Origin of the sequence: Paenarthrobacter sp. CC6 (assembly GCF_040560085.1) — a bacterium.
Lineage (GTDB): Bacteria > Actinomycetota > Actinomycetes > Actinomycetales > Micrococcaceae > Arthrobacter > Arthrobacter nicotinovorans.
Window position 1 is genome coordinate 249,329 of sequence record NZ_JARDAN010000005.1, and the last position, 24,542, is coordinate 273,870.

Annotated in this window: 25 protein-coding genes; 13 read left to right on the top strand and 12 right to left on the bottom strand. The window is 63.8% G+C overall.

The window, feature by feature from the left end:
* Window positions 1-92 precede the first annotated feature (92 nt).
* A complete protein-coding gene (gene glpX, locus PV760_RS03585; RefSeq protein WP_018777307.1) occupies window positions 93-1,115 on the bottom strand; it encodes a class II fructose-bisphosphatase in 1,023 nt (340 codons plus the stop codon).
* A gap of 200 nt (window positions 1,116-1,315) precedes the next feature.
* Between glpX and PV760_RS03590 the strand changes: the two genes are divergently transcribed.
* The 5 genes from PV760_RS03590 to PV760_RS03610 all read left to right on the top strand — a co-directional run bounded on the left by PV760_RS03590 (window position 1,316) and on the right by PV760_RS03610 (window position 6,701).
* Complete coding sequence (locus PV760_RS03590) at window positions 1,316-1,990, top strand: DUF4245 domain-containing protein (RefSeq protein ID WP_039240321.1); 675 nt, start codon at window positions 1,316-1,318, stop codon at window positions 1,988-1,990.
* Window positions 1,991-2,047: 57 nt separating this feature from the next.
* A complete protein-coding gene (locus PV760_RS03595) occupies window positions 2,048-2,662 on the top strand; it encodes a carbonic anhydrase (protein WP_018777305.1) in 615 nt (204 codons plus the stop codon).
* Window positions 2,663-2,749: 87 nt separating this feature from the next.
* Entirely contained in the window at window positions 2,750-4,177 is a 1,428-nt protein-coding gene (locus PV760_RS03600; protein ID WP_193589595.1) for a class II fumarate hydratase, read from the top strand.
* A 185-nt stretch (window positions 4,178-4,362) separates the two neighbouring features.
* A complete protein-coding gene (locus tag PV760_RS03605; protein WP_018777303.1) occupies window positions 4,363-5,031 on the top strand; it encodes a TetR/AcrR family transcriptional regulator in 669 nt (222 codons plus the stop codon).
* Entirely contained in the window at window positions 5,028-6,701 is a 1,674-nt protein-coding gene (locus PV760_RS03610; protein WP_354627160.1) for a DHA2 family efflux MFS transporter permease subunit, read from the top strand. The genes PV760_RS03605 and PV760_RS03610 overlap by 4 nt, the downstream gene beginning before the upstream one ends.
* On the opposite strand, the gene PV760_RS03615 is transcribed toward PV760_RS03610, so the two are convergent.
* Complete coding sequence (locus PV760_RS03615; protein ID WP_018777301.1) at window positions 6,698-7,174, bottom strand: NUDIX hydrolase; 477 nt, start codon at window positions 7,172-7,174, stop codon at window positions 6,698-6,700. The two genes, PV760_RS03610 and PV760_RS03615, sit on opposite strands and share 4 nt — an antisense overlap.
* 66 nt (window positions 7,175-7,240) lie before the next feature.
* Window positions 7,241-7,792 carry a prepilin peptidase gene (locus tag PV760_RS03620; RefSeq protein ID WP_354627161.1) on the bottom strand — a complete coding sequence of 184 codons (552 nt, stop codon included), beginning with the start codon at window positions 7,790-7,792 and terminating at the stop codon, window positions 7,241-7,243.
* A 61-nt stretch (window positions 7,793-7,853) separates the two neighbouring features.
* Here PV760_RS03620 and PV760_RS03625 point away from each other — a divergent pair, with 61 nt between their 5' ends.
* Both PV760_RS03625 and PV760_RS03630 read left to right on the top strand, forming a co-directional pair.
* A complete protein-coding gene (locus tag PV760_RS03625) occupies window positions 7,854-8,615 on the top strand; it encodes a hypothetical protein (protein WP_354627162.1) in 762 nt (253 codons plus the stop codon).
* A gap of 31 nt (window positions 8,616-8,646) precedes the next feature.
* Entirely contained in the window at window positions 8,647-9,291 is a 645-nt protein-coding gene (locus PV760_RS03630; RefSeq protein ID WP_354627163.1) for a GNAT family N-acetyltransferase, read from the top strand.
* 101 nt (window positions 9,292-9,392) lie between these two features.
* On the opposite strand, the gene phoH2 is transcribed toward PV760_RS03630, so the two are convergent.
* Together phoH2 and PV760_RS03640 are read right to left on the bottom strand one after the other, a co-directional pair.
* Complete coding sequence (gene phoH2 / locus PV760_RS03635; RefSeq protein WP_026267103.1) at window positions 9,393-10,787, bottom strand: RNA 5'-3' helicase PhoH2; 1,395 nt, start codon at window positions 10,785-10,787, stop codon at window positions 9,393-9,395.
* Between the two features lie 237 nt (window positions 10,788-11,024).
* Window positions 11,025-11,828, bottom strand: coding sequence for an isoprenyl transferase (locus PV760_RS03640; protein WP_052247135.1), 804 nt, complete (start codon window positions 11,826-11,828; stop codon window positions 11,025-11,027).
* A gap of 107 nt (window positions 11,829-11,935) precedes the next feature.
* Here PV760_RS03640 and trhA point away from each other — a divergent pair, with 107 nt between their 5' ends.
* A complete protein-coding gene (trhA, locus tag PV760_RS03645; protein ID WP_354627164.1) occupies window positions 11,936-12,577 on the top strand; it encodes a PAQR family membrane homeostasis protein TrhA in 642 nt (213 codons plus the stop codon).
* A 357-nt stretch (window positions 12,578-12,934) separates the two neighbouring features.
* Here the strand turns inward: trhA and PV760_RS03650 are convergent, their stop codons facing one another.
* Together PV760_RS03650 and mca are read right to left on the bottom strand one after the other, a co-directional pair.
* Window positions 12,935-13,243 carry a hypothetical protein gene (locus tag PV760_RS03650; RefSeq protein ID WP_354627166.1) on the bottom strand — a complete coding sequence of 103 codons (309 nt, stop codon included), beginning with the start codon at window positions 13,241-13,243 and terminating at the stop codon, window positions 12,935-12,937.
* Window positions 13,244-13,349: 106 nt separating this feature from the next.
* Window positions 13,350-14,255: a mycothiol conjugate amidase Mca gene (gene mca / locus PV760_RS03655; protein ID WP_039240309.1), complete on the bottom strand. Its 906-nt coding sequence runs from the start codon at window positions 14,253-14,255 to the stop codon at window positions 13,350-13,352.
* A gap of 73 nt (window positions 14,256-14,328) precedes the next feature.
* Between mca and PV760_RS03660 the strand changes: the two genes are divergently transcribed.
* Together PV760_RS03660 and greA are read left to right on the top strand one after the other, a co-directional pair.
* Window positions 14,329-14,787 (top strand): DUF4307 domain-containing protein, encoded by a 459-nt coding sequence (locus PV760_RS03660; protein ID WP_018777292.1) that lies wholly within the window; start codon window positions 14,329-14,331, stop codon window positions 14,785-14,787.
* 152 nt (window positions 14,788-14,939) lie between these two features.
* Window positions 14,940-15,434, top strand: coding sequence for a transcription elongation factor GreA (gene greA / locus PV760_RS03665; protein WP_018777291.1), 495 nt, complete (start codon window positions 14,940-14,942; stop codon window positions 15,432-15,434).
* Window positions 15,435-15,536: 102 nt separating this feature from the next.
* Here greA and PV760_RS03670 read toward each other — a convergent pair whose 3' ends face one another.
* Genes PV760_RS03670 through PV760_RS03685 form a run of 4 tightly spaced genes read right to left on the bottom strand, consistent with a single transcriptional unit; the run spans window position 15,537 to window position 19,696 of the window.
* On the bottom strand, window positions 15,537-16,151 hold the full coding sequence (locus PV760_RS03670) for a rhomboid family intramembrane serine protease (protein WP_018777290.1): 615 nt from the start codon (window positions 16,149-16,151) through the stop codon (window positions 15,537-15,539).
* A gap of 14 nt (window positions 16,152-16,165) precedes the next feature.
* Window positions 16,166-17,404, bottom strand: coding sequence for a threonine ammonia-lyase (gene ilvA / locus PV760_RS03675; RefSeq protein WP_018777289.1), 1,239 nt, complete (start codon window positions 17,402-17,404; stop codon window positions 16,166-16,168).
* A 3-nt stretch (window positions 17,405-17,407) separates the two neighbouring features.
* Window positions 17,408-18,685, bottom strand: coding sequence for an AI-2E family transporter (locus tag PV760_RS03680; RefSeq protein ID WP_018777288.1), 1,278 nt, complete (start codon window positions 18,683-18,685; stop codon window positions 17,408-17,410).
* A gap of 60 nt (window positions 18,686-18,745) precedes the next feature.
* On the bottom strand, window positions 18,746-19,696 hold the full coding sequence (locus PV760_RS03685; protein ID WP_354627167.1) for an aldose 1-epimerase family protein: 951 nt from the start codon (window positions 19,694-19,696) through the stop codon (window positions 18,746-18,748).
* A gap of 99 nt (window positions 19,697-19,795) precedes the next feature.
* Here PV760_RS03685 and galT point away from each other — a divergent pair, with 99 nt between their 5' ends.
* The 3 genes from galT to PV760_RS03700 are packed head-to-tail and all read left to right on the top strand — an operon-like array spanning window position 19,796 to window position 23,396.
* Entirely contained in the window at window positions 19,796-20,947 is a 1,152-nt protein-coding gene (gene galT / locus PV760_RS03690; RefSeq protein WP_354627168.1) for a galactose-1-phosphate uridylyltransferase, read from the top strand.
* Window positions 20,944-22,104, top strand: coding sequence for a galactokinase (gene galK, locus PV760_RS03695; RefSeq protein WP_018777285.1), 1,161 nt, complete (start codon window positions 20,944-20,946; stop codon window positions 22,102-22,104). The genes galT and galK overlap by 4 nt, the downstream gene beginning before the upstream one ends.
* 53 nt (window positions 22,105-22,157) lie before the next feature.
* The gene (locus PV760_RS03700; protein ID WP_354627169.1) at window positions 22,158-23,396 is read left to right on the top strand and encodes an acetyl-CoA C-acetyltransferase; all 1,239 of its coding nucleotides are present in this window, start codon (window positions 22,158-22,160) and stop codon (window positions 23,394-23,396) included.
* Window positions 23,397-23,507: 111 nt separating this feature from the next.
* On the opposite strand, the gene PV760_RS03705 is transcribed toward PV760_RS03700, so the two are convergent.
* The gene (locus PV760_RS03705; protein WP_018777283.1) at window positions 23,508-24,416 is read right to left on the bottom strand and encodes a Bax inhibitor-1/YccA family protein; all 909 of its coding nucleotides are present in this window, start codon (window positions 24,414-24,416) and stop codon (window positions 23,508-23,510) included.
* Between the last annotated feature and the right edge of the window lie 126 nt (window positions 24,417-24,542).

The window sequence follows — 24,542 nt, forward strand, 5'->3', positions numbered from 1 at the left end:
ACGGCGGGTATCGCGACAGCGGCATCAAATCGACGAGGTACGAGGAGATAGCCGCCGAGCGATGCTCGCCGTCCTTCTGTGAGCTGCGGAGGTTACGCCTTGCGCGCGTACGTCTCCCACTTGGATGCGTGGTGCTCAGCATCAACGAAGCGGACGGTGCCGGACTTCGAGCGCATCACGATGGACTGGGTCAGGACGCGGTCCTTCTGGTAGCGGACGCCGTGCAGGAGGTCGCCGTCGGTGATGCCGGTGGCTGCGAAGTAGCAGTTGTCCGAGGTGACGAGGTCGTTGGTGGACAGGACGCGGTCGAGGTCGTGTCCGGCGTCGATGGCCTTCTGCTTCTCGTCGTCCGACGTCGGCCAGAGGCGGCCCTGGATGACGCCGCCGAGGGACTTGATGGCGCAGGCTGCAACGATGCCTTCCGGGGTGCCGCCGATGCCCATGAGGGCGTCGACGCCGGTGCCGGTACGGGCTGCTGCGATGGCGCCTGCGACGTCGCCATCCATGATGAACTTGGTGCGCGCGCCGGCTTCGCGGATTTCTTCAACCAGCGGGCGGTGGCGGTCACGGTCAAGGATCATGACGTTGAGCTGGTTGACCTTGACGCCCTTGGCCTTGGCGATGAGGTGCAGGTTCTGCTTGACGGGCAGGCGCAGATCCACCATGTCGGCGGCCTCGGGACCCGTGACGAGCTTCTCCATGTAGAAAACAGCGGAGGGGTCGAACATGGAGCCGCGCTCAGCGACTGCCAGCACTGCGAGGGCGTTGTTGATGCCCAGGGCGGTGAGGCGGGTTCCGTCGATGGGATCGACGGCGACGTCGCACTCGGGACCGGTGCCGTCACCAACCTGCTCGCCGTTGAACAGCATGGGGGCTTCGTCTTTTTCGCCTTCACCAATCACCACGACGCCGTTGAAGTGGACGGTGTGAAGGAACGAACGCATGGCGTCGACGGCGGCACCGTCGGCTTTGTTCTTGTCGCCGAAACCTACCCAGTGGCCGCCGGCAATTGCCGCGGCTTCGGTGACGCGGACGAGTTCAAGCGCAAGGTTGCGGTCGGGTTCGTCGATGCCGACGGCGAGCGACGGCGAAATCGTGGAATACTGCTGGGTCATTGGTGCAGGAGACACTTGAACCTCTTCTTCGAGTGACGATTCACGGGACCGGACATGGTTGCGCGGGGCAACCCGGGGTTCCTCTACCAACGATCATAGTCGCCACGTCCACTCCGGGTGGTTGAATGACCACCGGCCGCAATACCGGCGGTGAGGTTGCCCGATGTGTGTTCCCTGCCCCGATAAGGGATCATGGAAGGGTGAGTGAAACGCAGGACAAGCCCGCTGCCGGCAACCAACCGGATGCTGCCGCGGCTGAGCCAACCAGTGCCCCGGATGCCCCCTTCAAGCCCGTCATCGCGGCGAAAGCTGCCAAACGGGCCAACGCGTCCGTGATTGGCATGGTCATTGCCCTTTTGGTCTGCGTGCTGGCTTTCCTCCCCATCGTCCTGATGAATCCGGCTCCGAAGGGCGACGGCTTCAGGCCTCCCATCGATGTCTCCTCCATCGCCAGGAACGCCGAAGGTGTGGCGGGATTCACACCTGTCACTCCCGATACCGGCGACACATTTACCCCGAATTACGCGCGGTGGGAATCGGGCAGCGGGACAGGCGTGCCCACTTGGGAGGTCGGTTTCCTGACTCCCAAGGAAGCTTTCATCGGCCTCACCCAGACCAATAAGGCCAATCCCACCTGGGTATTGCAGCAGACGGGCAACCTCCCGGTCACCGGCACGCGCAACGCCGGCGGGCAGGAGTGGGAACTGCGCGATTCGGGCAAGGAAAAGCGCAGCATGGTCCTGGACTACAAGGGCACCACCATCATCCTGAGCGGCACGGCAAGCCTCGAGGAATTCGCGACGTTGGCCACCGCCGTCGTCAAGTCAGCGGACCAGAGCACCGCACCTTCGGCCTCAGCTGCCCCGTCCGCCTGACCGATTGGCGCGCAACAGTTTCACTGACTGCTGCCTCTGCGTCGTAAAGTAAGGTTCGTGCCTACTTACCTGACTCCAGCCCTGGCGTGGCGCCGTCTCCGCGAGGGCAACGAACGCTTTGTCTCCGGCGAATCCCTGCACCCCAACCAGGATGCCGCCCGTCGCTCGTCCCTCATCGAGGACCAAAACCCCTTCGCCGTCATCTTCGGTTGTTCCGATTCCCGGCTCGCTGCAGAGATCATTTTCGACCTCGGCCTTGGTGATGCTTTTGTCGTGCGGACCGCCGGCCAGGTGATTGACGATGCCGTCCTCGGTTCCCTGGAATACAGCATCAGCCAACTCCGGGTTCCGTTGATCGTCATCCTCGGCCACGACAGCTGTGGTGCGGTGAAGGCCACCAAGGCAGCTGTCGAGACCGGTGAGATGCCTGCGGGCTTCATCCGGGACCTCGTCGAACGCATCACCCCCTCCGTCCTGACTGCCAAGCGCAACGAGCAGGAAGACGTCAACGACATGGTGGTGGAGCACGTGAAGCAGACCGCCGCACGCCTGGCTGACAGCTCCCGTGTGATTTCCGACGCCATCGACGACGGCCGCGTCGCCGTCATCGGCCTGTCGTACAAGCTCGATGAGGGCCGCGCGGCCCTCGTTTCCGGGATCGGCAAGCTCTAAGAGGACGTGCTCCGGCGGCAACGCCGGAGCACGTAGCACTCTCCTCCGGGTTTTCTGTGAGGCGTCGGATCGCCATAAGCTAGCCCCATGACTTCCACCACTGAGTTCCGTATTGAACATGACACGATGGGCGAAGTTCGCGTCCCCGTGAACGCCCTGTACCGCGCCCAGACGCAGCGTGCTGTGGAGAACTTCCCCATCTCCGGCAAAACGCTCGAGCGCACACACATTGAAGCCCTTGCCCGGGTCAAGAAGGCCGCCGCACTGGCGAACGCCGAACTGGGGGTGCTCGATGGCGAGCTCGCCGAGGCCATCGCCGCAGCTGCCGATGAGGTTGCAACGGGCAAGTACGACGGCGACTTCCCGATCGACGTTTTCCAGACCGGCTCGGGTACCTCGTCCAACATGAACACCAACGAGGTCATCGCGGAACTGGCTTCCCGCGCCCTCTCGGCCGCCGGCAGCGACAAGGTGGTCCACCCCAACGACCACGTCAACGCTTCCCAGTCCTCCAACGACGTCTTCCCGACTTCCGTCCACGTAGCCGCCACCTCGGCCCTGATCAATGACCTGATCCCGGCCCTTGAGTACCTGGCAGCTTCCCTGGACCGCAAGGCCGTGGAGTTCAAGGACGTCGTCAAGTCCGGCCGTACGCACCTCATGGATGCGACCCCGGTCATGCTTGGCCAGGAATTCGGCGGTTACGCAGCGCAGGTGCGCTACGGCATCGAGCGCATCAACGCCGCTCTCCCCCGCGTAGCCGAGGTCCCCCTGGGCGGTACCGCTGTTGGTACCGGCATCAACACCCCGGCAGGCTTCCCGGAGCGCGTCATCGAACTCCTCGCAGCCGACACCGGCCTCCCGCTGACCGAAGCCCGCGACCACTTTGAGGCACAGGCGAACCGCGACGGCCTGATCGAGGGCTCCAGCCAGCTGCGCAACATCGCGATCTCCTTCATGAAGATCAACAACGACCTCCGCTGGATGGGCTCGGGCCCCAACACGGGCCTGGGCGAAATCGCCCTTCCGGACCTCCAGCCCGGCTCCTCGATCATGCCCGGCAAGGTCAACCCGGTCATCTGCGAAGCGTCCATCATGGTGTGCGCCCAGGTCATCGGCAACGACACCGCCATCGCCTGGTCCGGCACCAACGGCGCCTTCGAACTCAACGTCGGCATCCCCGTCATGGCCGCCAACCTCCTCGAGTCCATCCGCCTGCTGGCCAACACCAGCCGCGTCATGGCCGACAAGATGATCGACGGCATCACCGCCAACGTCGAGCGCGCCCGGTTCCTGGCCGAGGCCTCCCCCTCGATCGTGACGCCGCTGAACAAGTACATCGGCTACGAAAACGCCGCCAAGATCGCCAAGACCGCCGTCAAGGAGGGCCTGACCATCCGCCAGGCTACCCAGCAGCTCGGCTTCGTTGGCGAAGGCGAAGGCAAGGTCTCCGAGGCCGACCTCGACAAGGCTTTGGACGTCACCACCATGACGTCGCCGGCCCACAAGGCCTGACCCTTGGCTTAAACCCAAAGCACGACGACGGCCGGTACCTTTCGCACGAGAGGTACCGGCCGTCGTCGTACCCGGGAGTTTTTGTACAGCAGGTGCCCTCAAGAAACCTCCTTAGCGGCATCAGGTGTACAAAACCTCCAAGCGATATTTTGCACCCTACGGCGAAAAGTGCAAAACTTTACTTTGTGAGTAATAGTGCAAATATCGACGGCGGCCTCCGCGAGCGCAAGCGCGCTGCCACGCGGCTGGCCATCACGGCAGTCGCACGAACCCTGACCGCCGAACGCGGCCTGAATGGCTACACCGTGGAAGAGGTGTGCGAAGAGGCGGGCATCTCCCGCCGGACCTTCTTCAACTACTTCCACTCCAAGGAAGACGCAGTCATCGGAGCATTCTCCGATGACCTGCCCCAGGATTCGCTGGATAACTTCAACCGGGATCCTGAACGGCTGCCAGACGGCATCTCCGCCACGTTGCTCGCTGCCCTGTACCACCTCACCGTGGACATCGTGGAGCGTTCCACCATCAGCCGTACCGAGATCCAGCAACTGATTGCTGCCATCAAGGCCGAGCCCCAGCTCCTGGGCCGCATGACCCTTGAAGGCGAGGCCAGGGAGCGGCAGTTCATGGAACTGATCGCCGCCCGTGAGGGCCTCTCCCCCGGACATCCGGAGATCATCATGGCCTCAGCCGTGTTCGGCGCTGTTTCCAAGAAGACATCCCATCAGTTCTTCTCGGAGGACAACACGCGGCCTTACCGCGAGCTCCTGGACCAGAACCTTGCCGCAGCCCGGAAACTCTTATCGCAACCGCTGGACACCACTCCTGCACAGACACCGAAGGACCCCGCATGAGTACACTCTCGAAGGCGGCAGAACCACTGCTGCTGACCCAGAAACGGATCTGGATCATCTTCTCGGCGCTGATCGCAGGCATGCTCCTGTCCAGCCTCGACCAAACCATCGTTTCCACCGCCATGCCCACCATCGTGGGAAAGCTCGGCGGTGTCGAGCACCAGGCCTGGATCACCACGGCCTATCTCCTGGCCACCACGATCGTCATGCCCATCTACGGCAAGTTCGGTGACATCCTGGGCCGGCGCAACCTGTTCCTGGTTGCCATCGCCCTGTTTACCCTCGCTTCGGTGGGCTGCGCTTTCGCCACCGACTTCTGGGGCTTCGTGATCTTCCGCGCCATCCAGGGTCTGGGCGGCGGCGGCCTGATGATCCTCTCGCAGGCCATCATCGCCGACATCGTTCCCGCCAAGGAGCGCGGCAAGTACATGGGTCCGCTGGGCGCCATCTTCGGTCTCTCCGCCGTCGCCGGACCGCTGCTGGGCGGCTTCTTCGTGGACCATCTCACGTGGGAATGGGCGTTCTACATCAACATCCCCATCGGAATCGCGGCCTTTATCACCGCATGGTTCACCTTGACGCTTCCCAACAAAAAGGCCGAAAAGAAGATCGACATCCTGGGAGTCATCTTCCTCTCTGCCGCCACCACGTGCCTTATCTTCTTCACCGACTTCGGCGGCAAGAAGGACGAAGGCTGGGATTCGCCCCTCACCTGGGCCTTTGGCGCCGGCATGGTGCTGGCCGCCTTTGCCTTCGTCATGGTTGAACGGCGCGCCGAGGACCCCATCATTCCGCTGAGCCTGTTCAAGAACCCGATCTTCATCAACGCGACCGCCATCGGCTTCACGCTCGGCCTGGGCATGTTCGCTGCCATCGCGTTCGTTCCCACCTTCCTGCAGATGTCCTCCGGTACTTCAGCAGCCGAATCCGGGCTGCTCATGCTGCCGATGATGGTTGGCCTGATGGGCACGTCCATCTACTCCGGTATCCGTATTTCCAAGACCGGCAAGTACAAGATGTTCCCGATCCTGGGTGCGGCGTTGACCATTGCGGCCATGCTGTGGCTGACCACCCTGACGGCAGCAACCCCGATCTGGGTCATCTGCGTGCAGCTGTTCATCTTCGGTGCCGGCCTGGGGCTGATCATGCAGGTCATCGTCCTGGTGGTGCAGAACTCCGTTCCGGCGGACCAGATCGGCACGGCAACCAGCACCAACAACTACTTCCGCGAGGTCGGTGCATCACTGGGTGTCGCAGTGTTTGGTTCCATCTTCACCAACCGCCTGGCTGAATCGCTCAGGGAGGCATTCACCGGTGCCGGCGCTTCTGCGGAGCAGGCTTCGCAGTCCACCAGCACGCTTGATCCCCAAGCCCTGGCGCAGCTGCCTGAGCAGTTGCGGGATGCGATTGTGAACGCGTACGCCAATTCCCTGGCTCCAGTGTTCTGGTACCTGGTGCCGTTCATCGCCATCGCCCTGGTTTTGGCCATCACGCTGAAGCAGATCCCACTCTCCGACACCGCCGGCATGGTGGCCCGTGGTGAAGCAATCGGGGGCGCGGAGGCTGACAGGCTTGAGGCTGAGCGCCGTGAAACCACGCAGACGGTGCCGGACGAGGACGACCTCGGGACGGATCGCCCGACAGCGGACGCCGGAAGCCAACGGCACTAATCCTCCATTTGGTAAGCCACGGGGCCTTCGGGCTCCGTGGCAAGCCTGATGGCTTCAAGGTTGCCGGCGCTCATCTCCGGAAGATCGTCCAAGGCGAACCAGCCCACGGCCAGTGATTCGTCGTCATTGACCCTGGCGTCTCCCGAGACATACCTGCACCGGAAGGTGATGTCCAGGAAGTCGCACACGTCGCCGTTCGGGAAGGTCACGGGACCTACAACGCCGACGCCGACAATCCGTTCCGTTTCCGCCACCACCGCAGTCTCCTCGAAGATCTCGCGCACCAGCCCGGGGGCGGGGTGTTCGCCCGGTTCGAGCATTCCGGTGATGAGGGCCCAGTGCCCGTTGTCGGCCCGCTGGCCCAGCAGCACCCTGCCTTCGTCGTCGAAGACCACTCCCCTGACGGCCGGCAGCCAGAGGGGGTCATGGCCGATCTTCTCCCGCAGTCTGAGCACAAAATCCGGGGCACCCATGGTTCAGCGTTCCTCACAAGAATGGTCGGTCCCGGCGCGGTTTGCAGCCTTGCAGACAGGCTAGCCTCATGCGGGCAGCAGCACCATCGCACCAGCTGCTCCGGCCAGCATGAAAGGACCGAACGGAATGGCCGACCGCAGCGTTCCCCGCCGTGCGGCAAGGATGAACAAGCTCCACAGCCCTCCCAGGAGGAAGGCCGCAAAGGTTCCGGCAAAGATGTGGCTCCAGCCCAAATAGCCCAGGTAGAGGCCCAGCACCCCGGCCAGCTTCACGTCGCCAAAGCCCATCCCTGGTGGATGGATGAATCGCAGCACGAAATAGAAGAACCAGAGGGCCGCGCCGCCGGCAAGAACCGCCAGCCCTGGCACCCCCAACAGAGTGGCGGATGCTGCCCCTTGCGTAGGGGTACCGGGGAGCGACGCCGCGATCGCGGCAGCGAGCAACAGCACTCCGGCCACACCGTAGGACGGAAGCACAATCCGGTTGGGCAGCAAGTGGCTGCGGACGTCGATGACCGTGAGCCGGACAGCCATCACCACGAAATACAGGCAGGCTGCCGCCACCAGCCAAAAACCCAGCGGGCTGGCTGTCCAGAGCTCGGAGAGTCGTCGGATCACCCTCGGATGCTACCCCGTTTTGCTCGTCCGACCCGTTTGAACGCTTGGGTAAACTGTGGATATGGGGCGCTACAGTGCAGACGAACCGGGCTTTGACTTGTCCTCCACATTCCGGAATCTATGCCGTTCTTCGCCATGGAAATGGACCACCCTGCGATTTGAGTATCTTGAGCGGCCCGGCAGTGGCGCCAATATTGTCCGTGCCTGGCTGCGACGCCCGGGCGCCCTCCGCCTTGAGACGGCTGACGGTCAACTGCTACACAGCACCACCGGCATCAACGACTCCCGGGATGACCTGTACGTCAGCTCCACGCGACGGTCCTGGCTGCTGCCGGCGCATCTGGTGACGCCCGTCTACGACGACGCCGGGCTGGTGCGCAGGCGTCCCGAGGCGGCGTATGGTGAGCCGTCCTTCGGCAATGGCCGCCTGGCTGCAGCCTTGGATCCAGTGGAGTTGGCCGGCAACGCGCCGGTTCCCATCGAATTCCCGGACACCAACCGCGTCTTGTTCGAACCCCCCAGGGAGGTGGACCACGAGGGCCGTCCTGCCCTGGAAACCATCGTCACGCCCAGCCGGACCTACGTTCCTTCCGATCCCGCCCAGCCCTTGGTCCATCCCGGCCGGACGCTGATCAGGATCGACACCGGAACAGGGGTCTGCGTGGCCAGCCAGAGCCTGGATGGCGACACTTCCGGTACGGGCCACTGGTTGAAGATCCTGGGTGTCGATGAGTACATGCTCGATGACCTGTTCCTGGCGGAGTCCATGAATCTCACGGACGTCCGGCGGCACATTCCGTGGGACATCGGCCCGGCCGCCTGACCGCGCCGGCTTTTCGGGCTAAGCTACGGCGATGACATCGCTGGCAGACATCTGGCCCCCGTTCGCACTCATTCTCACCACCCCGAGGCTGACCGTCCGTCCGATTCTCGACGACGACATCCCCGCCGCTGTGGACGCGGCCCGCTCAGGTATCCACGAACCCGGCAAGAGCCCCTTCAGCACGCCGTGGGCTGAAATGACGGCGGACGAGCTGGCACCGAACATGGCCCAGTGGTACTGGCGGTGCCGTGCCAATTTCACGCCGGACTCCTGGACGCTCCTCTTGGCCGTTTGGCACCACGAAGAATTCCTCGGCGTCCAGGACATCGGTGCCAAGAACTTCGCGACGCTCAAAACAGTAGGCACGGGTTCCTGGCTCAAGCAGTCCGCGCAAGGCCAGGGCTTCGGCAAAGAGATGCGCGCCGCCGTCGTCAGCTACGCCTTCGATTACCTTGGCGCCGAAGTGGCCGAATCCGACGCCGCCGTCTGGAACCGGAAGTCGCTGGGCGTCTCCGCCAGCCTGGGCTACGAACTCAATGGCATCTTCCGCGACGGCTGGGGCGACACGGTCCAGGAAGTCCAAAGAGTCCGCCTCACCCCCACCACCTTCAAACGCCCCGACTGGACCCTCAAAGTCCAGGGCCACGAAGAACTAAAGAACTACCTGAAGCTGTAACTGCACCTGCACCTGCACCTGCGTCGTGTCTAAGCGACGGCGAAGGGCCGTGGCCCGGCGAACCGGACCACGGCCCTGGACACCACGTTCCAAGGAGATGCTTAGATCTCGGCGCCCTCCAGCAATTCCGTAACAAGGGCAGCAATCGGCGAACGCTCGGACCGGGTCAGCGTGATGTGCCCGAACAGCGGATGTCCCTTGAGGGTCTCCACGACGGCGGCAACGCCGTCGTGCCGTCCCACGCGCAGGTTGTCGCGCTGGGCAACATCGTGGGTGAGGACGATCTTGGAGTTTTGACCGATGCGGCTCATGACGGTCAGCAGGACGTTCTTTTCGAGCGACTGGGCTTCATCCACGATGACGAAGGCGTCGTGCAGCGAACGCCCGCGGATGTGGGTCAGGGGCAGGACTTCCAGCATGCCGCGGTCCATGACTTCTTCCACGACTTCCTGGCTGACCAACGCGCCGAGGGTATCGAACACGGCCTGGGCCCACGGGTTCATTTTTTCGGACTCGGATCCGGGAAGGTAGCCGAGCTCCTGGCCGCCCACTGCGTACAGGGGCCGGAAGACGACCACCTTCCGGTGCTCACGGCGCTCCAGTACGGCTTCAAGGCCTGCGCAGAGGGCGAGCGCGGACTTGCCTGTGCCGGCCCGTCCGCCGATGGACACGATGCCCACGGAAGGGTCCATGAGCATGTCGATGGCCAGCCGCTGTTCGGCGGAGCGTCCGTGGAGGCCAAAGACGTCCCGGTCGCCCTTGACCAGACGGACCTGCTTGTCGGCTCCCACGCGACCCAGAGCGGATCCCCTGTTCGACAGAAGCACCAGTCCGGTGTTCACGGGGAGTTCGGCGGCTGCGGGAATGAAGACAGGTTCATGGCCGTAGAGCGTGGTGATTTCGTCGTCGTTGGCTTCTATTTCCGCCATGCCGGTCCAGCCGGAGTCCTTGACGAGTTCGTTGCGGTACTCGTCCGCCTGGAGTCCCATGGCAGACGCCTTGACCCGCATCGGGAGGTCTTTGGAGACCACCGTGACGTTGTGGCCCTCGTTGGCCAGGTTCTTGGCCACGGCCAGGATCCGGCTGTCGTTGTCGCCACCGCGGAAGCCCGCAGGAAGCACGTCCGGGGAAATGTGGTTCATTTCCACCCTGAGCAGCCCGCCGTCGTTCCCCAGGGGAATGGCCCTGTCCAGTCCGCCGTGTTCAATCCTGAGGTCGTCGAGGAGACGCAGGGCTTTCCTGGCGAAGTAGCCAAGTTCCGGATCGTGGCGCTTTCCCTCGAGTTCACTGATGACCACGATGGGAACGATGACCTCATGTTCTGCGAACCGCAGGAGTGCGTGGGGATCGGAAAGCAGGACGGATGTATCGATCACATAGCTGCGGCCCGTGGCGGACGCTGTTGCCCGCGCTTTTTGTGGGACCCGCTTGGCGCGAGAGGTAGCTGCACTTTCCCCGTCGGAAACCATTGCGGGCAGTTGCTCAGAAATAGCCACATCGACTCCAGCCCCGGGCGGTCGCCCGGCCTAATGGTGAAGCGGCTCGGCCGGAAGGCCGGGCGTGGCCTCCCATGTAACTGGTGCGATGTTCCGCTCCATATACTGGCCTCCCCGATCAGCGGGCGGTTTTGCCTGCTGATGGGATTAACGTAATCCCCGACACATTCATTTCCGCAATCCGTCGTCGGCAAGTCGCATGTCGGGCTCGTTAATTTTCGGTGAACCGCGCCTGGGCTAGGTTCCGTAGCGGCGCTGCCGCCCGGCATAATCCCTGAGCGCACGGAGGAAATCGACCTTGCGGAAGGCGGGCCACAGGGCTTCGCAGAAGTAGAACTCGCTGTAAGCGCTTTGCCACATGAGGAATCCGGAGAGCCGCTGCTCGCCTGAAGTGCGGATCACCAGGTCCGGATCGGGTTGGCCCCGGGTGTAGAGGAACCGGGAGATGTCGTCCACTGAAAGTTCATCTGCCACCTCGGACATGGTGCGTCCTTTGGAGGCGGCGTCGTGCAGGAGTTCCCTGACGGCGTCGACAATTTCGCGGCGGCCACCGTAGCCGACTGCGACGTTGACGTGGATCTTTTCGTGGACCGGCGTCCGGGACGTGAGTTTGTTCAGCCGGTCAGCCAGGTAGTCCGGCAAAAGTTCCGGTGCTCCCATGGCATGAACAGACACGTCTTCGTCTTCGTCGAGCCGGTCCATGGTGTTGGCGATGATGCCCATGAGCAGGTCCAGTTCCTCACCGGAGCGGTTCATGTTGTCCGTGGAGAGCATGTAGAGCGTGACGACCTTGACGCCCAGTTCCTGGCACCATCCCAGAAATTCGTGGATTTTGTCTGCGCCGGCCTGGTGTCCTTGGCTGGTGGGGGCATTGAACTGGCGCGCCCAGCGCCGGTTGCCGTCCACCATGACGCCGATGTGCCGTGGGATCTGGTCCTGCTTGAGTGAGCGCAGGAGTTTGCGCTCGTAGAAGCCATAGAGGAAACCGGGCAGCTCCACCGGACTCTCACCTGACTTCCTTGCTTGTACGACGACGCACATCCAAGGCTACCTTCCCGAGCTGCCGGGGCGGTGCAGTGGACAGTCAAAAACCGCCCAACACTTGTTACCCAGAAGTAACTTACCGAAACGTAGGTTATTCTTGGAGCATGGCTGAGCTCCTCGAAACCAAGCCCCGCTGGCGTGGATGGATCCACGCAGTTGCCGCTCCTTTTGCACTTGCAGCAGGGATAGTCCTGGTGACGGTTGCTCCCACTCCGGACCGCAAAGTCACGTCCACCATCTATGCCCTGACCGGTTTCCTGCTGTTTGGCGTCAGCGCCGTGTACCACCGGGGAAACTGGTCCCCCAAGGTCCGCATGCTCCTCAAACGGCTGGACCATACCAACATCATGCTCGTGATCGCCGGGAGCTACACGCCCCTGGCATGGTCCCTGCTGGAACGCTCTGAAGCTGTCACCTTGCTATGGCTTGTGTGGTCCGGGGCGATCGTCGGCGTCTTGTTCCGGATTCTGTGGACCCATGCTCCGCGCTGGCTCTACGTCCCGGTTTACATCGCCCTCGGTTGCGGGGCCCTGTTCTACCTGCCGCAGTTTTTCGCCGCGAATGCCGCCGCAGCCATCCTCATATGCGTCGGCGGCGCCCTGTACATTGCCGGCGCAGTGTTCTACGCCCTCAAGAAGCCAAACTTCAGCGCCCGGAACTTTGGTTTCCACGAACTGTTCCACGCCTTCACCGTGCTGGCCTTCGCCGCGCACTTCATCGCCATCATGATGGCCGTCCTGAGCTAGCCCGGACAAACGCTAGCCCGGAAAGACGGGTTCACCGCCCACAGCCATGGCCGCCAGCCGCGCCCCAGCCATGGAGGCAGCAACGGGACGTCACTCCGGGGGCCGGGGACGCGTCGTCGTACGTTTGATGGGCGACCACCACCCCTGGGCGGGCGACGTCAGCAACGCGCCGCACAGTTCGCGGCGATGCCGCGAGCCAGGACCGGCGACGGCGGCCGCAACCCGGCAGCGGCAAACGCCAAGCCGTCATCCCCGAACGGACGGCAGTGGACGGGATTGCCCGCGTGTTGCCGGAGATAGGCAGAGGGTTCCGAACCCAAGGCATCGCTTGCCCCGGGACAGCCGGTTCCGCCCGTTTTAGCGGGCTCCGGGGCCGCCATTGCCGATCTCGTCAGTGGGACCGCCGCTTTGTGCCGGATTCCCGTTCGCGGACGGCTCACCCGCTTCAGCAGCCAGACGGGCTTCCTCTACCTGTGCGCGATAGCGGACGCGTCGGATCCTCCGGACCATGTCCACGATCAGGAAGGTAGTGAGGATCACGATGAAGGCCGTGAGGACGAAACCCCACGTGCCCGGCGTCACCTGATCCTCGGACAGGCCGGGCCGCAGCGTGCCCGTGGGATCGGGCGACGGAGTGACGGTCAGGGCGAGAATCAAGTGGTGCACGGTCAAACCTTCTATGGGAACTGGTGCGCGCCGGCCGGCAAAGCGTAACCGGGATGCTGATGGGCCATCCGGTAATTTCTACGAACGATAGAAACTACCGGCGTTCTTATCTTATCCCTGCGAAGAGATCCTTTTCCGGCAGCTCGGAAGGCACACGGGACTTGATCAGGGTGTAGTCCTCCCAAGGCCATGTGGTCCGCTGCAGTTCCGGCGATACGGCAAAGAAGAAGCCCAAAGGGTCGATCTGGGTGCGGTGGGCCCGCAGGGCGTCGTCGCGGACCTCGAAGTAGTCGCCGCAGTCGATCTGGGTTGTGGTCTGGTGACCGCCGGCGGGTGGCGTGTGTCCCTCGGCGTCGGCCTCCAACCACGCCGCCAGCCGCTCGGCGTACGGAGACTGCAGCCCTGCTTCCTCCAACGCGAAATGGAGGGCACGGAAACGTGCGGGGCTGAAAGCACGGTCGTAGTAGAGCTTGTCCGGGGCCCACGGCTCGCCCATGCCGGGATAGCGTTCGGGATCGCCCGCGGCTTCATAAGCTTCAACCGCCACCTTGTGGGCCATGATGTGGTCCGGATGCGGATAACCGCCGTTTTCGTCGTAGCTGAGGATGACGTGAGGCTTGAACTGACGAACCAGGCGCACCAGTGGAGCTGAAGCCCGTTCCAGCGGCTGCAACGCGAAGCATCCCGGCGGCAGCGGCGGGAGGGGATCTCCTTCCGGCAGGCCTGAGTCCACGAATCCGAGCCAGCGCTGTTTGATTCCCAGCACCGCTGCCGCGTTGGCCATTTCCAGCCGGCGCGCACCGGCCATGTCACGCTTGGGATGCGGGGCATCCTCCATGGCGGGGTTCTGGATGTCTCCACGTGATCCGTCCGTGCACGTGGCGACCATGACGTCCACGCCTGCGGCGGCGTACATCGCCATGGTTGCTGCACCCTTGCTGGACTCATCATCCGGGTGGGCGTGGACGGCGAGCAGCCGCAGCTGCTGGTCGGAACTGCTGGACGCTGTCACGTGACGGCTCCTCTTTCATGGATCTGCTTCAGGGGCGGCAAAGTGCCACCGGGATCGGCACTAAACTGGATGGGTGACTTCAGAGGACCTTTCGGCCACCCAAGTACCGGCAAGCACCAGCCTAGCCAATCGCTACGGCGGTCAAAAGCGCGCCATGACAGGCAAAACCAAGCGGAACATCATCATCGCCGCGCTGGTGGTCGCCATTGGCTTGGCCGGGTATGTCGCGACAGGGTCCGCGCAGGCTCCGGTCACGTTCAAGGACATTGGCTACAGCACGGTGGACGACACCCAGGCCGAGGTCGATTACCAAGTCACCAAGTCCCCTCGCGCCACCGCGAAATGCGCCATCAAGGCCCTGGACTCGAAGTTCGCAGTAGTGGGTTGGAAGGTGGTCGAGATCGGCGCCAACGAGCCCCAGGACGACCCCGACGGCGGGAGGACCACTGTCCAGCGGACCACCCTGAGGACCGAGTCCCCGTCCGTCTCCGGCGTCGTGGATAACTGCTGGATTGTGGACAGCGGCAAATAACAAACGTGTGACCTACGGCTCAACCGGTTTGGGTTCGTCCAGAGGATTTACTACAATGGATGAAACCTTCACCCCGTTAAGTTGGTTACTGAGTTTTACGAGTGGCCACCTCGGCGGGGTCTTTTGCATTGTCAGATCTAGAGGAGAAATCCGTGTCTACCACCAACAGCGCCACTGCGGCTTGGCTTACCCAGGAAGCTTTCGACCGCTTGAAGGCTGAGCTGGACCACCTTTCCGGCGCTGGCCGGGCGGAAATCGTCCAGAAGATCGAAGCTGCCCGCCAGGAAGGCGACCTCAAGGAAAACGGCGGCTACCACGCAGCCAAGGAGGAGCAAGGCAAGATCGAAGCCCGTATCCGCCAGCTGACCGCCCTTCTGCGCGATGCACATGTGGGCGAGGCCCCGGCCGATGACGGAATCGTCGAGCCCGGCATGCTGGTTGTTGCCCGCATCGCCGGTGACGAAGAGACGTTCCTGCTGGGCTCGCGCGAAATCGCCGGAGATTCCGATCTGGATGTCTTCAGCGAGAAGTCGCCCCTCGGTGCAGCCATCATCGGCCACAAGGAAGGCGACAGCCTCAGCTACGTCGCTCCCAACGGCAAGGAAATCGCGGTAGAGATCGTCTCCGCCAAGCCGTACGTCGCCTAGGTATCAGCCCGGGCACCACAAGCACGACGCCGGCCCCTCCTTTGTGGAGGTGCCGGCGTTTTTGTGCCCGGCCCAGCTTTGGGACTTACTGTCCCCGTTGGGTCAGGGGGTGATGGCGGGCTTGGGCCGTAGCAAGAGGGCCGCGATGATGCCACCGATCGCGCCACCCAGGTGGGCCTGCCAGGAGATGTAGCCCATCACCGTAGGCAACACCCCGAAGAGGATGCTGCCGTAGGCCATGAACAGCACCACGGACAGCAGGATCTGCCACCAGCTCCGGTTGAAGAAACCCCGGACCAGCAGGAACGCGAAGAAGCCGAACACCAACCCGGAGGCCCCGACCGTCACCCCTCCCCCGCCGATGAGCCACACAGTCAACCCCGAGCCCAGCCAACTGAACGCCAGGGCCGTGATGAACACGCGGATGCCGGACAGGAACACCAGGAAACCGAAGATGATCAGCGGCAGGGTGTTCGAGATCAGGTGGTTGAAGTTTGCGTGAAGCAAAGGAAAGGTGAGGATGTCCAGGACACCGTCCATGGAGCGGGGGCGGAGTCCGAAAGTGGCGTTCAGGGCGTGCCGCATCAGCGTATTGAGAATCTCGATGACGTAGAGCAGGACCACGAACCCGCCCATGAAGAGCAGGCCGCCCTTCGCCCGTCCGGCCAGCGATTCCTCGGCTTCGGCTCTTGATCCTTCAGGCGTTCCAAGCACCATGGGCGCTCCTCCCGTCAGTGCACCACGATCGGCTGGAAGCCCTCGGCCCGCAAGGCGCCAAGGACCTGTTCGCCGTGTTCGTGGCCCTTCGTTTCCAGGTTGATGGTGATGGAGACATCGCCCATGCTGATGGAACCGCCCAGGCGCGTGTGGTCCAGGCCGGTCACGTTGGCATCGTTCTCTGCGATGATCCGGGCGATCGTAGCCAATGAGCCGGGACGGTCATCGAGCATCATACGGACCGTCATGAAGCGGCCTGCAGCCGACAAACCGCGCTGGATGACCTTCAGCATCAGCATGGGATCGATGTTGCCGCCGGAAAGCACGACGGCGGTGTTCCCTGGGTTTTCGATCTTGCCGTCCATCAGTGCGGCTACTCCCACCGCGCCGGCGGGCTCAACGACCATCTTTGCGCGTTCCAGCAGGAAAATGAGCGCACGGGCCAATGAGTCTTCGCTGACGGTGACAACGTCGTCCACAAGCTCGCGGATGATGCTGAACGGCAGCTGTCCCGGTCGTCCCACTGCGATGCCGTCAGCCATCGTGGATACCTTCTTGAGCGGCACCAGGGCATCGGCAGCCAGGGAGGGCGGGTACGCCGCGGCGTTTTCTGCCTGCACGCCAATGACCCTGATCTCACGGCCAAGCTCCTTGGCGCGGGCTTTGATGGCCACAGCCACGCCGGCCAGCAGTCCACCACCGCCGACGCCCATAAGGATGGTGTCCACATTGGGGATCTGTTCCAGGATCTCCAGACCGATGGTGCCTTGACCCGCTACGACATCCACGTTGTCAAAGGGGTGCACGAAGACGGCACCGGTTTCGTTGGCGTAGCGTTGCGCTTCGGCCAGTGCCTCGTCCACATTGTGGCCGTGAAGGATGACCTCGGCCCCGTGGCTGCGCGTGGCGGCGAGTTTGGGGAGGGCGACGCCCAGCGGCATGTAGATCCGGGCGTTGATGCCCAGGCTCTTGGCGGCCACTGCGACACCTTGGGCGTGGTTGCCGGCGGAGGCCGCCACTACACCGCGCTTCTTTTCGTCGGCAGTGAGGCGGGCCATGCGTACATAGGCACCACGGACTTTGAACGAGCCGGCGCGCTGCAGGTTCTCACACTTGAAGAAGACATTTCCGCCCACAAGGTGGCCCAGCGCCCGCGACGACTCCACCGGAGTCTTGGTAATAATGCCCTCGAGCAGCTCCTGCGCCTTGAGGACATCGTCCAGGGTGACGGGCAGGGTATCGAGGGTATTCACTGACTATTCTCCTTTGTTGGTGTCGGCCTCGGGGCCCTCAGCAGAGGTGCTCCCCGGAGCCTTGGTCGTGCCGGCGCCGCCCCTGGCGAGACGGGATTCGGACTTTGGAAGGTGCACTTCCTTGAAGTTGGCGTCGCCGGAACCCGCGGAAGCGGCCGCCGGTTGGAGTCCGGCGCCACCCAATCCTTCATCATGTTCCCACGTCCGGCCGGCAATGTAGCGAACTGCCGTGTTTACTACGGCGAGCAGGGGAACTGCGAACAGGGCTCCCGGGATGCCTGCCAGATAAGAGCCTGCAGCCACCGAGAGGATGACGGCCACCGGGTGCAGGGCAACAGCCTTGCCCATGACCAGCGGCTGCAGGATGTGACTCTCAAGCTGCTGCACCAGCAGGACGATGGCCAGCATGATCAGGGCATTGACGGGCCCATTGGCGACGAGGGCCAGCAGCACCGCGATGGCACCGGTGACCAGCGCGCCCACAACAGGGATGAACGAGCCGATGAAAACAAGGACGGCGAGGGGCAGTGCCAAGGGGACCTGGATGATCGCAGCACCGACACCAATGCCTACGGCGTCCACGAAGGCAACAAACATCTGGATACGGACGTAGCTGACCATCGAGGTCCAACCCCGCCGGCCTGCACCGTCAGTTGCCCTCCGCGCCGTTTTAGGCAGAAGGCGTACCAGGAAGGCCCAGATCCGGCTTCCCTCCAGCAGGAAGAAGATCAGGATGAACAGCGCCAGCACCAGGCCGGCCGCGAAGTGTCCTGCGGTACTGCCAAAGGACAAGGCACCGCTGAGGATGCTGCTGCTGTTGTTCTGCAGGGCGTTGGCACCATCGGCGATGTACTGGTCGATCTGGTCGGCGGTGAGATGGAGGGGGCCGTCGGCCAGCCAGGTCTGGATCTGCTGGATTCCGGCGAGGGCTTCCTGCCACAGTGCGCCGAAGCCGGACACCAACTGCCGGCCCACAAGAGCCAGGGCGCCGGCAATGACGCCGATGAACCCGACTACGGTAATGGCGACGGCAGCGCCATTGGGAAGTTTGCGGCTCCGCAACCAGGCCACCACCGGATAGAGCAGACCGGCCAGCAGCGCTGCCACCATGACGGGGATGATGAGGAAGCTGACCTTCCCCAGCAGCCACACCAGAGCACCGATCATGAGCAGTATCAGACCTGCCCGCCACGACCAGGCTGCAGCAATGCGCACCCCATAGGGGATGTCCTCGGCGATTTGGCGGTCAGAACGGGGCTTGGCGTCCGGTGTTGGCGTCATGAACCCATAATTCCGTAGCCCGCTCCGTATGGGAAACCGACCCGCAGGCAGCGCCGCGGACTAAAGGGAAGCAGTAATGCCCCAGTTCATGGTGAACGCCTCCCCCGGCGCCAACCAGCGGAGGCCGTCACCACTATTGAAGGCGTTCGCCGGGCCAGTCATCGGTTCGATGGCCACTGCCCTGGAACGTCCAGGAAAGGTGTCAGTGATGAAGACATGGACATACTGGCAGTTCGTGTCCTGCTCCAGGCTTACACTGCGGCCATCAGGTGCGGTGAGCGTATGGCGGGCCGCGCCGCCGTCGAACTCCAGGTCCGTTAACGCGACGTCCACCAATGACGGGCCAACCGCGATGCCTGATGAAAAGTCGTACGGCCCGTCCGCCGGGGCCGTGCTGCGCGGGATCAGGCGCTCATCCGCCACAAGCCGGGTCCGGGCGTTGACGGTAAGGATGAGGTCTTCGGGGGCAGTGTCGCCCAAGCGCAAGTAAGGGTGGGCGCCAAGGACAAAAGGAGCCGGGCTCTGCGCCTGGTTGATCAAGGTCTGGGAAACACGGAGGTCCAGGGCGTCGTCGAGTTCGTAGCGCACCCGGTGAAGCACCAGAAACGGGTAGCCGTGCTGGGGAAAAACAGTGGCTTCCAGGGTGACGGAGAATTCGGACTCATCCACCAGCGCATAGCCGGTGTTGCGCAATAGTCCGTGGCTGGCGTTGTTGCGTGAAACTTCCGTGATGTCGAGCTGCTGCTTCTTGCCGTCGAGGTACCAGATTCCGTCTTCCACCCGGTTGGCCCACGGCGCAAGGGTGATGCCGGTGGCCCCTGGAGAGATTTCAGCGTCGCCGTAGCTCTCGGTCAGCTGGATGCCGCCGCGGGAGTACAGCCGCAGTCCCGCAGCCAGTTCCGTGACGACAGCAACGGCGTTGTCCCGTCGCAGCTCGAACTGCCGCCCCGTGGCGAAACGGCGGGATTCGGGGTGGTGGGCGCTGTCGGCTGGCATCGAAGAGGCATGCATGGCATTACCGTACTGCATTCGGAAGGTCGGACCGGACCCGGCAATGTTTGCTTTTGTTAGAAACTATGCGCTTTTGGTCATTTGTGGAACAATGAAGTCATGAGCCGCATCACCACAACCCGCCTGGCGGACAGCCGGGAGCTGATCTACTTTGACGACCCCGGAACGCCGGAACGGTCACCGGAATCACTGGTTGACCATCGCCAGCTCCCCGCACGGGGCGAGCCCGGCGAAGTCAGGTACGACGCATTGTCAGGAGACTGGGTGGCTGTGGCAGCCCACCGGCAAACACGGACGCATCTCCCCCCGGCTGATCAGTGCCCCATCTGCCCCACCACTGCCGCGAACCCCTCGGAGATTCCGGCGCCGGACTACGACGTCGTGGTGTTTGAAAACCGCTTCCCGTCCCTGGGACCGGCCCTGGGCGACATCCCTCCGCTGCCTGCAGCGGGACAGAACGCCCACGGCATCACAGGTCCCGCTTTTGGCCGCTGTGAGGTCGTGGCTTTCACGCCGCAGCATACTGGCTCCTTCGCAGGGTTGGGCGAGACCCGCGCCCGGACAGTGATCGAAGCGTGGGCACAGCGGACCGAGGCGCTGAGCGCCCTGCCCGGCATCAAGCAGGTCTTTCCCTTCGAGAACCGCGGCGCCGACATCGGCGTCACCCTGCACCACCCGCACGGCCAGATCTACGCCTACCCGTACGTGACGCCGCGGGCCGCCCAGCTCGGTGCCGTGGCCCGCAAGTATTACGACGACGTCGACGCGAAGGAAACGCTCGGGGCCTCGCTCCTGAAGGCAGAACGTGAAGACGGCAGCCGCATGGTCCTGGAGGCCGAGCACTTTAGCGCCTATGTTCCCTTCGCCGCGCGCTGGCCCTTGGAAATCCACCTGGTGCCCCACCGCAGCGTGCCTGACCTTGCGGCGCTCACAGGCGCCGAGCGGGACGAGCTCTCGCACGTCTACCTGGACCTGCTCAAGCGCCTCGACGCCCTGTACCCCACTCCCATGCCGTACATCTCCGCGTGGCACCAGGCCCCGCTGGATCCCTCGCTTCGTTCGGCGGGGCAACTGCACCTGCAGCTCACCTCCCCCCGGCGCGCGGCCGATAAGCTCAAGTACCTGGCCGGATCGGAAGCGGCCATGGGAGCGTTCATCAACGACACCACCCCCGAAGCCGTGGCCGAGCGGCTCCGCAACGTCGCCGCTGCACCGGCCACCGACAAAACCATGGAAGGCATCCGAGCATGACCACCACCACGGACGCCAGCGTCCTCACCGCCCGTTTCCAGGAAACGTTCGGAGCAGCTCCCGACGGCGTGTGGCAGGCTCCGGGACGCGTCAACCTGATCGGCGAACATACCGATTACAACGAAGGCTTTGTGCTTCCCTTCGCCATCGACAGGACGGCGAAGGTGGCCCTGCGCGTCCGCGACGATTCGACGGTGCGCATGCTGTCCACGTTCGGCGGCCACGGGATGGTGGAAGCCAGTCTCGTGGAGCTGGAACCCGGCTCGGGCGAAGGCTGGTCCCGTTATCCCCTGGGAGTCGCCTGGGCCTTGCAGGAGCGCGGCATCACCGTACCCGGCTTTGACCTGCTGCTCGATTCCGACGTCCCCTCGGGCGCCGGGCTGTCTTCCTCCCACGCCATCGAGTGCGCCGTCATCTCCGCACTCAACGAACTCACGGGTGCCGGCTTTGCGGCGGAGGAGCTGGTCCTGGCCACCCAGCGCGCCGAAAACATCTTTGTCGGAGCTCCCACGGGAATCATGGACCAGTCGGCATCCCTGCGTGGCGCCAAGGGACACGCTGTCTTCCTCGATTGCCGCGACCAACACGTTGAGTTGGTCCCGTTCGACGCCGAGGCCTCGGGCCTGGTCCTGCTGGTTATCGACACCAAGGTCTCACACTCACACGCCGACGGCGGATACGCCTCGCGCCGCGCGTCCTGCGAGCTGGGAGCCGAAATCCTCGGCGTTAAAGCACTGCGCGACGTCGGCGTCGAGGATTTGGAGGAAGCTTCCGGGCTGCTGGATGAGACCACGCTTCGGCGGGTGCGTCACGTGGTCACCGAAAACGACCGCGTTCTCCAAACCGTCGAGATACTTGGCACCCGGGGACCTGCGAGCATTGGAGCCCTGCTGGACGCCAGCCATGTTTCCATGCGCGACGACTTCGAGATCTCCTGCCCGGAGCTCGATCTGGCCGTGGATACCTCCCGTGCCAGCGGCGCAATCGGTGCGCGAATGACCGGCGGCGGTTTCGGTGGTTCTGCCATCGCCCTGACGCCGGTGGGCCAGGAACAGCAGGTGAGGGACGCCGTCGTGCGTTCCTTTGCGGAGGCGGGCTTCACCGCACCGGACATCTTCACTGTCACCCCCGCTGCAGGCGCCTTCCGCCTGGCCTGACGCGCCCGGCCTGCGCCCGGTAAGCACAGCGATGCCGGGCGTAAGCTGGGGCCATGACTGAGGCTGTCATTGTTTCCACTGCCAGAAGCCCGATCGGGCGCGCCTTCAAAGGCTCCCTGAAGGATGAACGACCCGACGACCTCGCCACTGCCATGGTGCAGGCGGCACTGGCCAAGGTTCCTGGCTTCGACCCTGGCGCGGAGGACGGGCGCGGCCTCGACGACATCCTCCTGGGCTGCGCGGAACCCAGCGGCGAAGCCGGCTCGAACATGGCCCGCGTCGTGGCGGTGCTGGCCGGATTGGACCAGGTTCCGGCAGCCACCATCAACCGCTTCTGCGCATCGAGCCTCCAAACCCTGAGGATGGCCTTCCATGCCATCAAATCCGGGGAGGCCCACGCGGTGGTTTCCGCCGGGGTGGAGAGCGTTTCCCGCTACCGGAACTGGGTGGGCGCCGGCGAAACCGACACCGCCGACCACAATCCGCGCTTCGAAGCAGCCGCCCAGCGCACCGCAGCCCGCGCCGCTTCCAACATCCCGTGGACGGACCCCCGTTTTGGCGGCCGCTTGCCGGACATCTACATCTCCATGGGCCAGACCGCGGAGAACGTCGCCACGAGCTACGGCATCAGCCGCGCCGAGCAGGACGAATGGGGCGTCCTGAGCCAGAACCGTGCCGAGGCGGCAATTGCCTCCGGGTTCTACGCCCGGGACATCACACCCTTCACGCGCAAGGACGGAGTGGTGGTTGACCGTGACGACTCCCCCCGGCCGGGGGTGACCCTGGAGGCGGTGTCGGCACTGCAGCCCGTGTTCCGCCCAGGGGGCACTGTCACGGCAGGTAATGCCTGTCCCCTCAACGACGGCGCGGCGGCCGTGGTGGTCATGAGCGATACCCGGGCACGCGAACTCAGCCTGGAACCCTTGGCGCGGGTGGTATCAACAGGCGTCAGCGCACTCTCACCCGAACTGATGGGCATGGGGCCGGTGGAGTCCACCCGGCGGGCACTTTCCCTCGCTGGCCTGACCATGGACGACATCGATCTGGTGGAGCTTAACGAGGCCTTCGCCGTGCAGGTGGTGGCAAGTGCCAGGGAGTTGGACATCGATCCTGCAAAACTCAACGTTCACGGCGGCGCCATCGCCCTGGGCCATCCATTCGGCATGACTGGCGCACGCATGACCAGCACGCTGCTGAACGGGTTGAAGGACCGGGACGGGACACTGGGGCTGGCAACACTCTGCGTGGGTGGCGGCCAGGGCATGGCCGTGGTGTTCGAACGCCTGAGCTGACGCGAGGGGTTGGATCCCACCCCTTTGACACACCCTTTCCCCCCGAAACCTCGCCCCTCGAAGACACGAAAAAGCCCCGAAGACGAATCTTCGGGGCTTTTTGCTTTGTAGCTAGTCGTCGCCTCGCAGGATGGCGAGCAGTCGAATGATCTCGACGTAGAGCCAGACCAGCGTGACTGTCAGGCCGAATGCTGCAACCCAGGAGTAACGCTCCGGGGCACCGGCGCGGACGCCTTCTTCGATGCTGGTGAAGTCCATGATGAGCGAGAACGCTGCCAGGCCGATGGCCAGGATACCGATGAAGACACCCAGCGGGATGCCGGCAATGGTGATGCTGGTGCGGAGACCGAAGGGCTCCTGCACGGCACCCGTCCACATCATGACCAGGTTGATCAGCGCGAAGACCGCATAGCCGATGGTCGCGATCATGAAGAAGCGCACCATCTTCGGCGTAGCGCGAACCTTGCCGCTCTTGAACAGCACGAGTGTCACACCGAAGACTGCAAGGGTACCGATGACGGCCTGCAGGCCGACGCCCGGGTACATGCCATCGAGGATCCGGGTCAGGCCACCGAGGAACAGGCCCTCGAGTCCGGCGTAGGCCAGGATCAAGGCCGGTGACGGCTGCTTCTTGAAGGTGTTGACCAGGGCCAGGACGAATCCGCCCAAGGCGCCAACGATCATCAGCAGGCTGGACAGGCCAGGTGCCACAAACAGCGTCACGGCTGCGCCGATCACGAGGACCACCAAGCAGGCAACGGTCTTCATAATGACATCGTCATAAGTCATGCGGCCGGTGTCAGCGGGGCCTGCTGCCGGCTGGTTGTACATCTGCTGCAGTTGTTCGTTGGTCATGCCCTGCTGCTGGGCTGACCATGCGGCCTGGCCGTCCATGACCTGTCCGGGCGCCCGGCCAGCCTGGTTAAACTGCTGGCCGTACGGATTTTGCGGTACAGGCGGGGCCTGCTTTGCTCCACGGAAATTCTTTCCGTTGAAGACTGGGTTTCCGCCAAGTGCCATTACGGGTGTCCTCCTGAAAAAGGGCTAAGTGATAGTTCACGGTACCAATTACCACGCGTGCGCGGCAGGGAAAGTTCCCCTGTTCACCCAGACGAAACGCAACCGTGACACGGCAGGGGACGAATC

What these genes read in the sequence shown, in the direction of transcription:
- PV760_RS03680 (WP_018777288.1), bottom strand. Translation starts at nt 18,685, where the DNA reads ATGACGCCAACACCGGACGCCAAGCCCCGTTCTGACCGCCAAATCGCC.
- PV760_RS03700 (WP_354627169.1), top strand. Translation starts at nt 22,158, where the DNA reads ATGACTGAGGCTGTCATTGTTTCCACTGCCAGAAGCCCGATCGGGCGC.
- PV760_RS03610 (WP_354627160.1), top strand. Translation starts at nt 5,028, where the DNA reads ATGAGTACACTCTCGAAGGCGGCAGAACCACTGCTGCTGACCCAGAAA.
- PV760_RS03640 (WP_052247135.1), bottom strand. Translation starts at nt 11,828, where the DNA reads ATGTGCGTCGTCGTACAAGCAAGGAAGTCAGGTGAGAGTCCGGTGGAG.
- trhA (WP_354627164.1), top strand. Translation starts at nt 11,936, where the DNA reads ATGGCTGAGCTCCTCGAAACCAAGCCCCGCTGGCGTGGATGGATCCAC.
- PV760_RS03600 (WP_193589595.1), top strand. Translation starts at nt 2,750, where the DNA reads ATGACTTCCACCACTGAGTTCCGTATTGAACATGACACGATGGGCGAA.
- glpX (WP_018777307.1), bottom strand. Translation starts at nt 1,115, where the DNA reads ATGACCCAGCAGTATTCCACGATTTCGCCGTCGCTCGCCGTCGGCATC.
- PV760_RS03625 (WP_354627162.1), top strand. Translation starts at nt 7,854, where the DNA reads ATGGGGCGCTACAGTGCAGACGAACCGGGCTTTGACTTGTCCTCCACA.
- PV760_RS03670 (WP_018777290.1), bottom strand. Translation starts at nt 16,151, where the DNA reads ATGGTGCTTGGAACGCCTGAAGGATCAAGAGCCGAAGCCGAGGAATCG.
- PV760_RS03630 (WP_354627163.1), top strand. Translation starts at nt 8,647, where the DNA reads ATGACATCGCTGGCAGACATCTGGCCCCCGTTCGCACTCATTCTCACC.
- PV760_RS03705 (WP_018777283.1), bottom strand. Translation starts at nt 24,416, where the DNA reads ATGGCACTTGGCGGAAACCCAGTCTTCAACGGAAAGAATTTCCGTGGA.
- galT (WP_354627168.1), top strand. Translation starts at nt 19,796, where the DNA reads ATGAGCCGCATCACCACAACCCGCCTGGCGGACAGCCGGGAGCTGATC.
- PV760_RS03615 (WP_018777301.1), bottom strand. Translation starts at nt 7,174, where the DNA reads ATGGGTGCCCCGGATTTTGTGCTCAGACTGCGGGAGAAGATCGGCCAT.
- galK (WP_018777285.1), top strand. Translation starts at nt 20,944, where the DNA reads ATGACCACCACCACGGACGCCAGCGTCCTCACCGCCCGTTTCCAGGAA.
- PV760_RS03685 (WP_354627167.1), bottom strand. Translation starts at nt 19,696, where the DNA reads ATGCATGCCTCTTCGATGCCAGCCGACAGCGCCCACCACCCCGAATCC.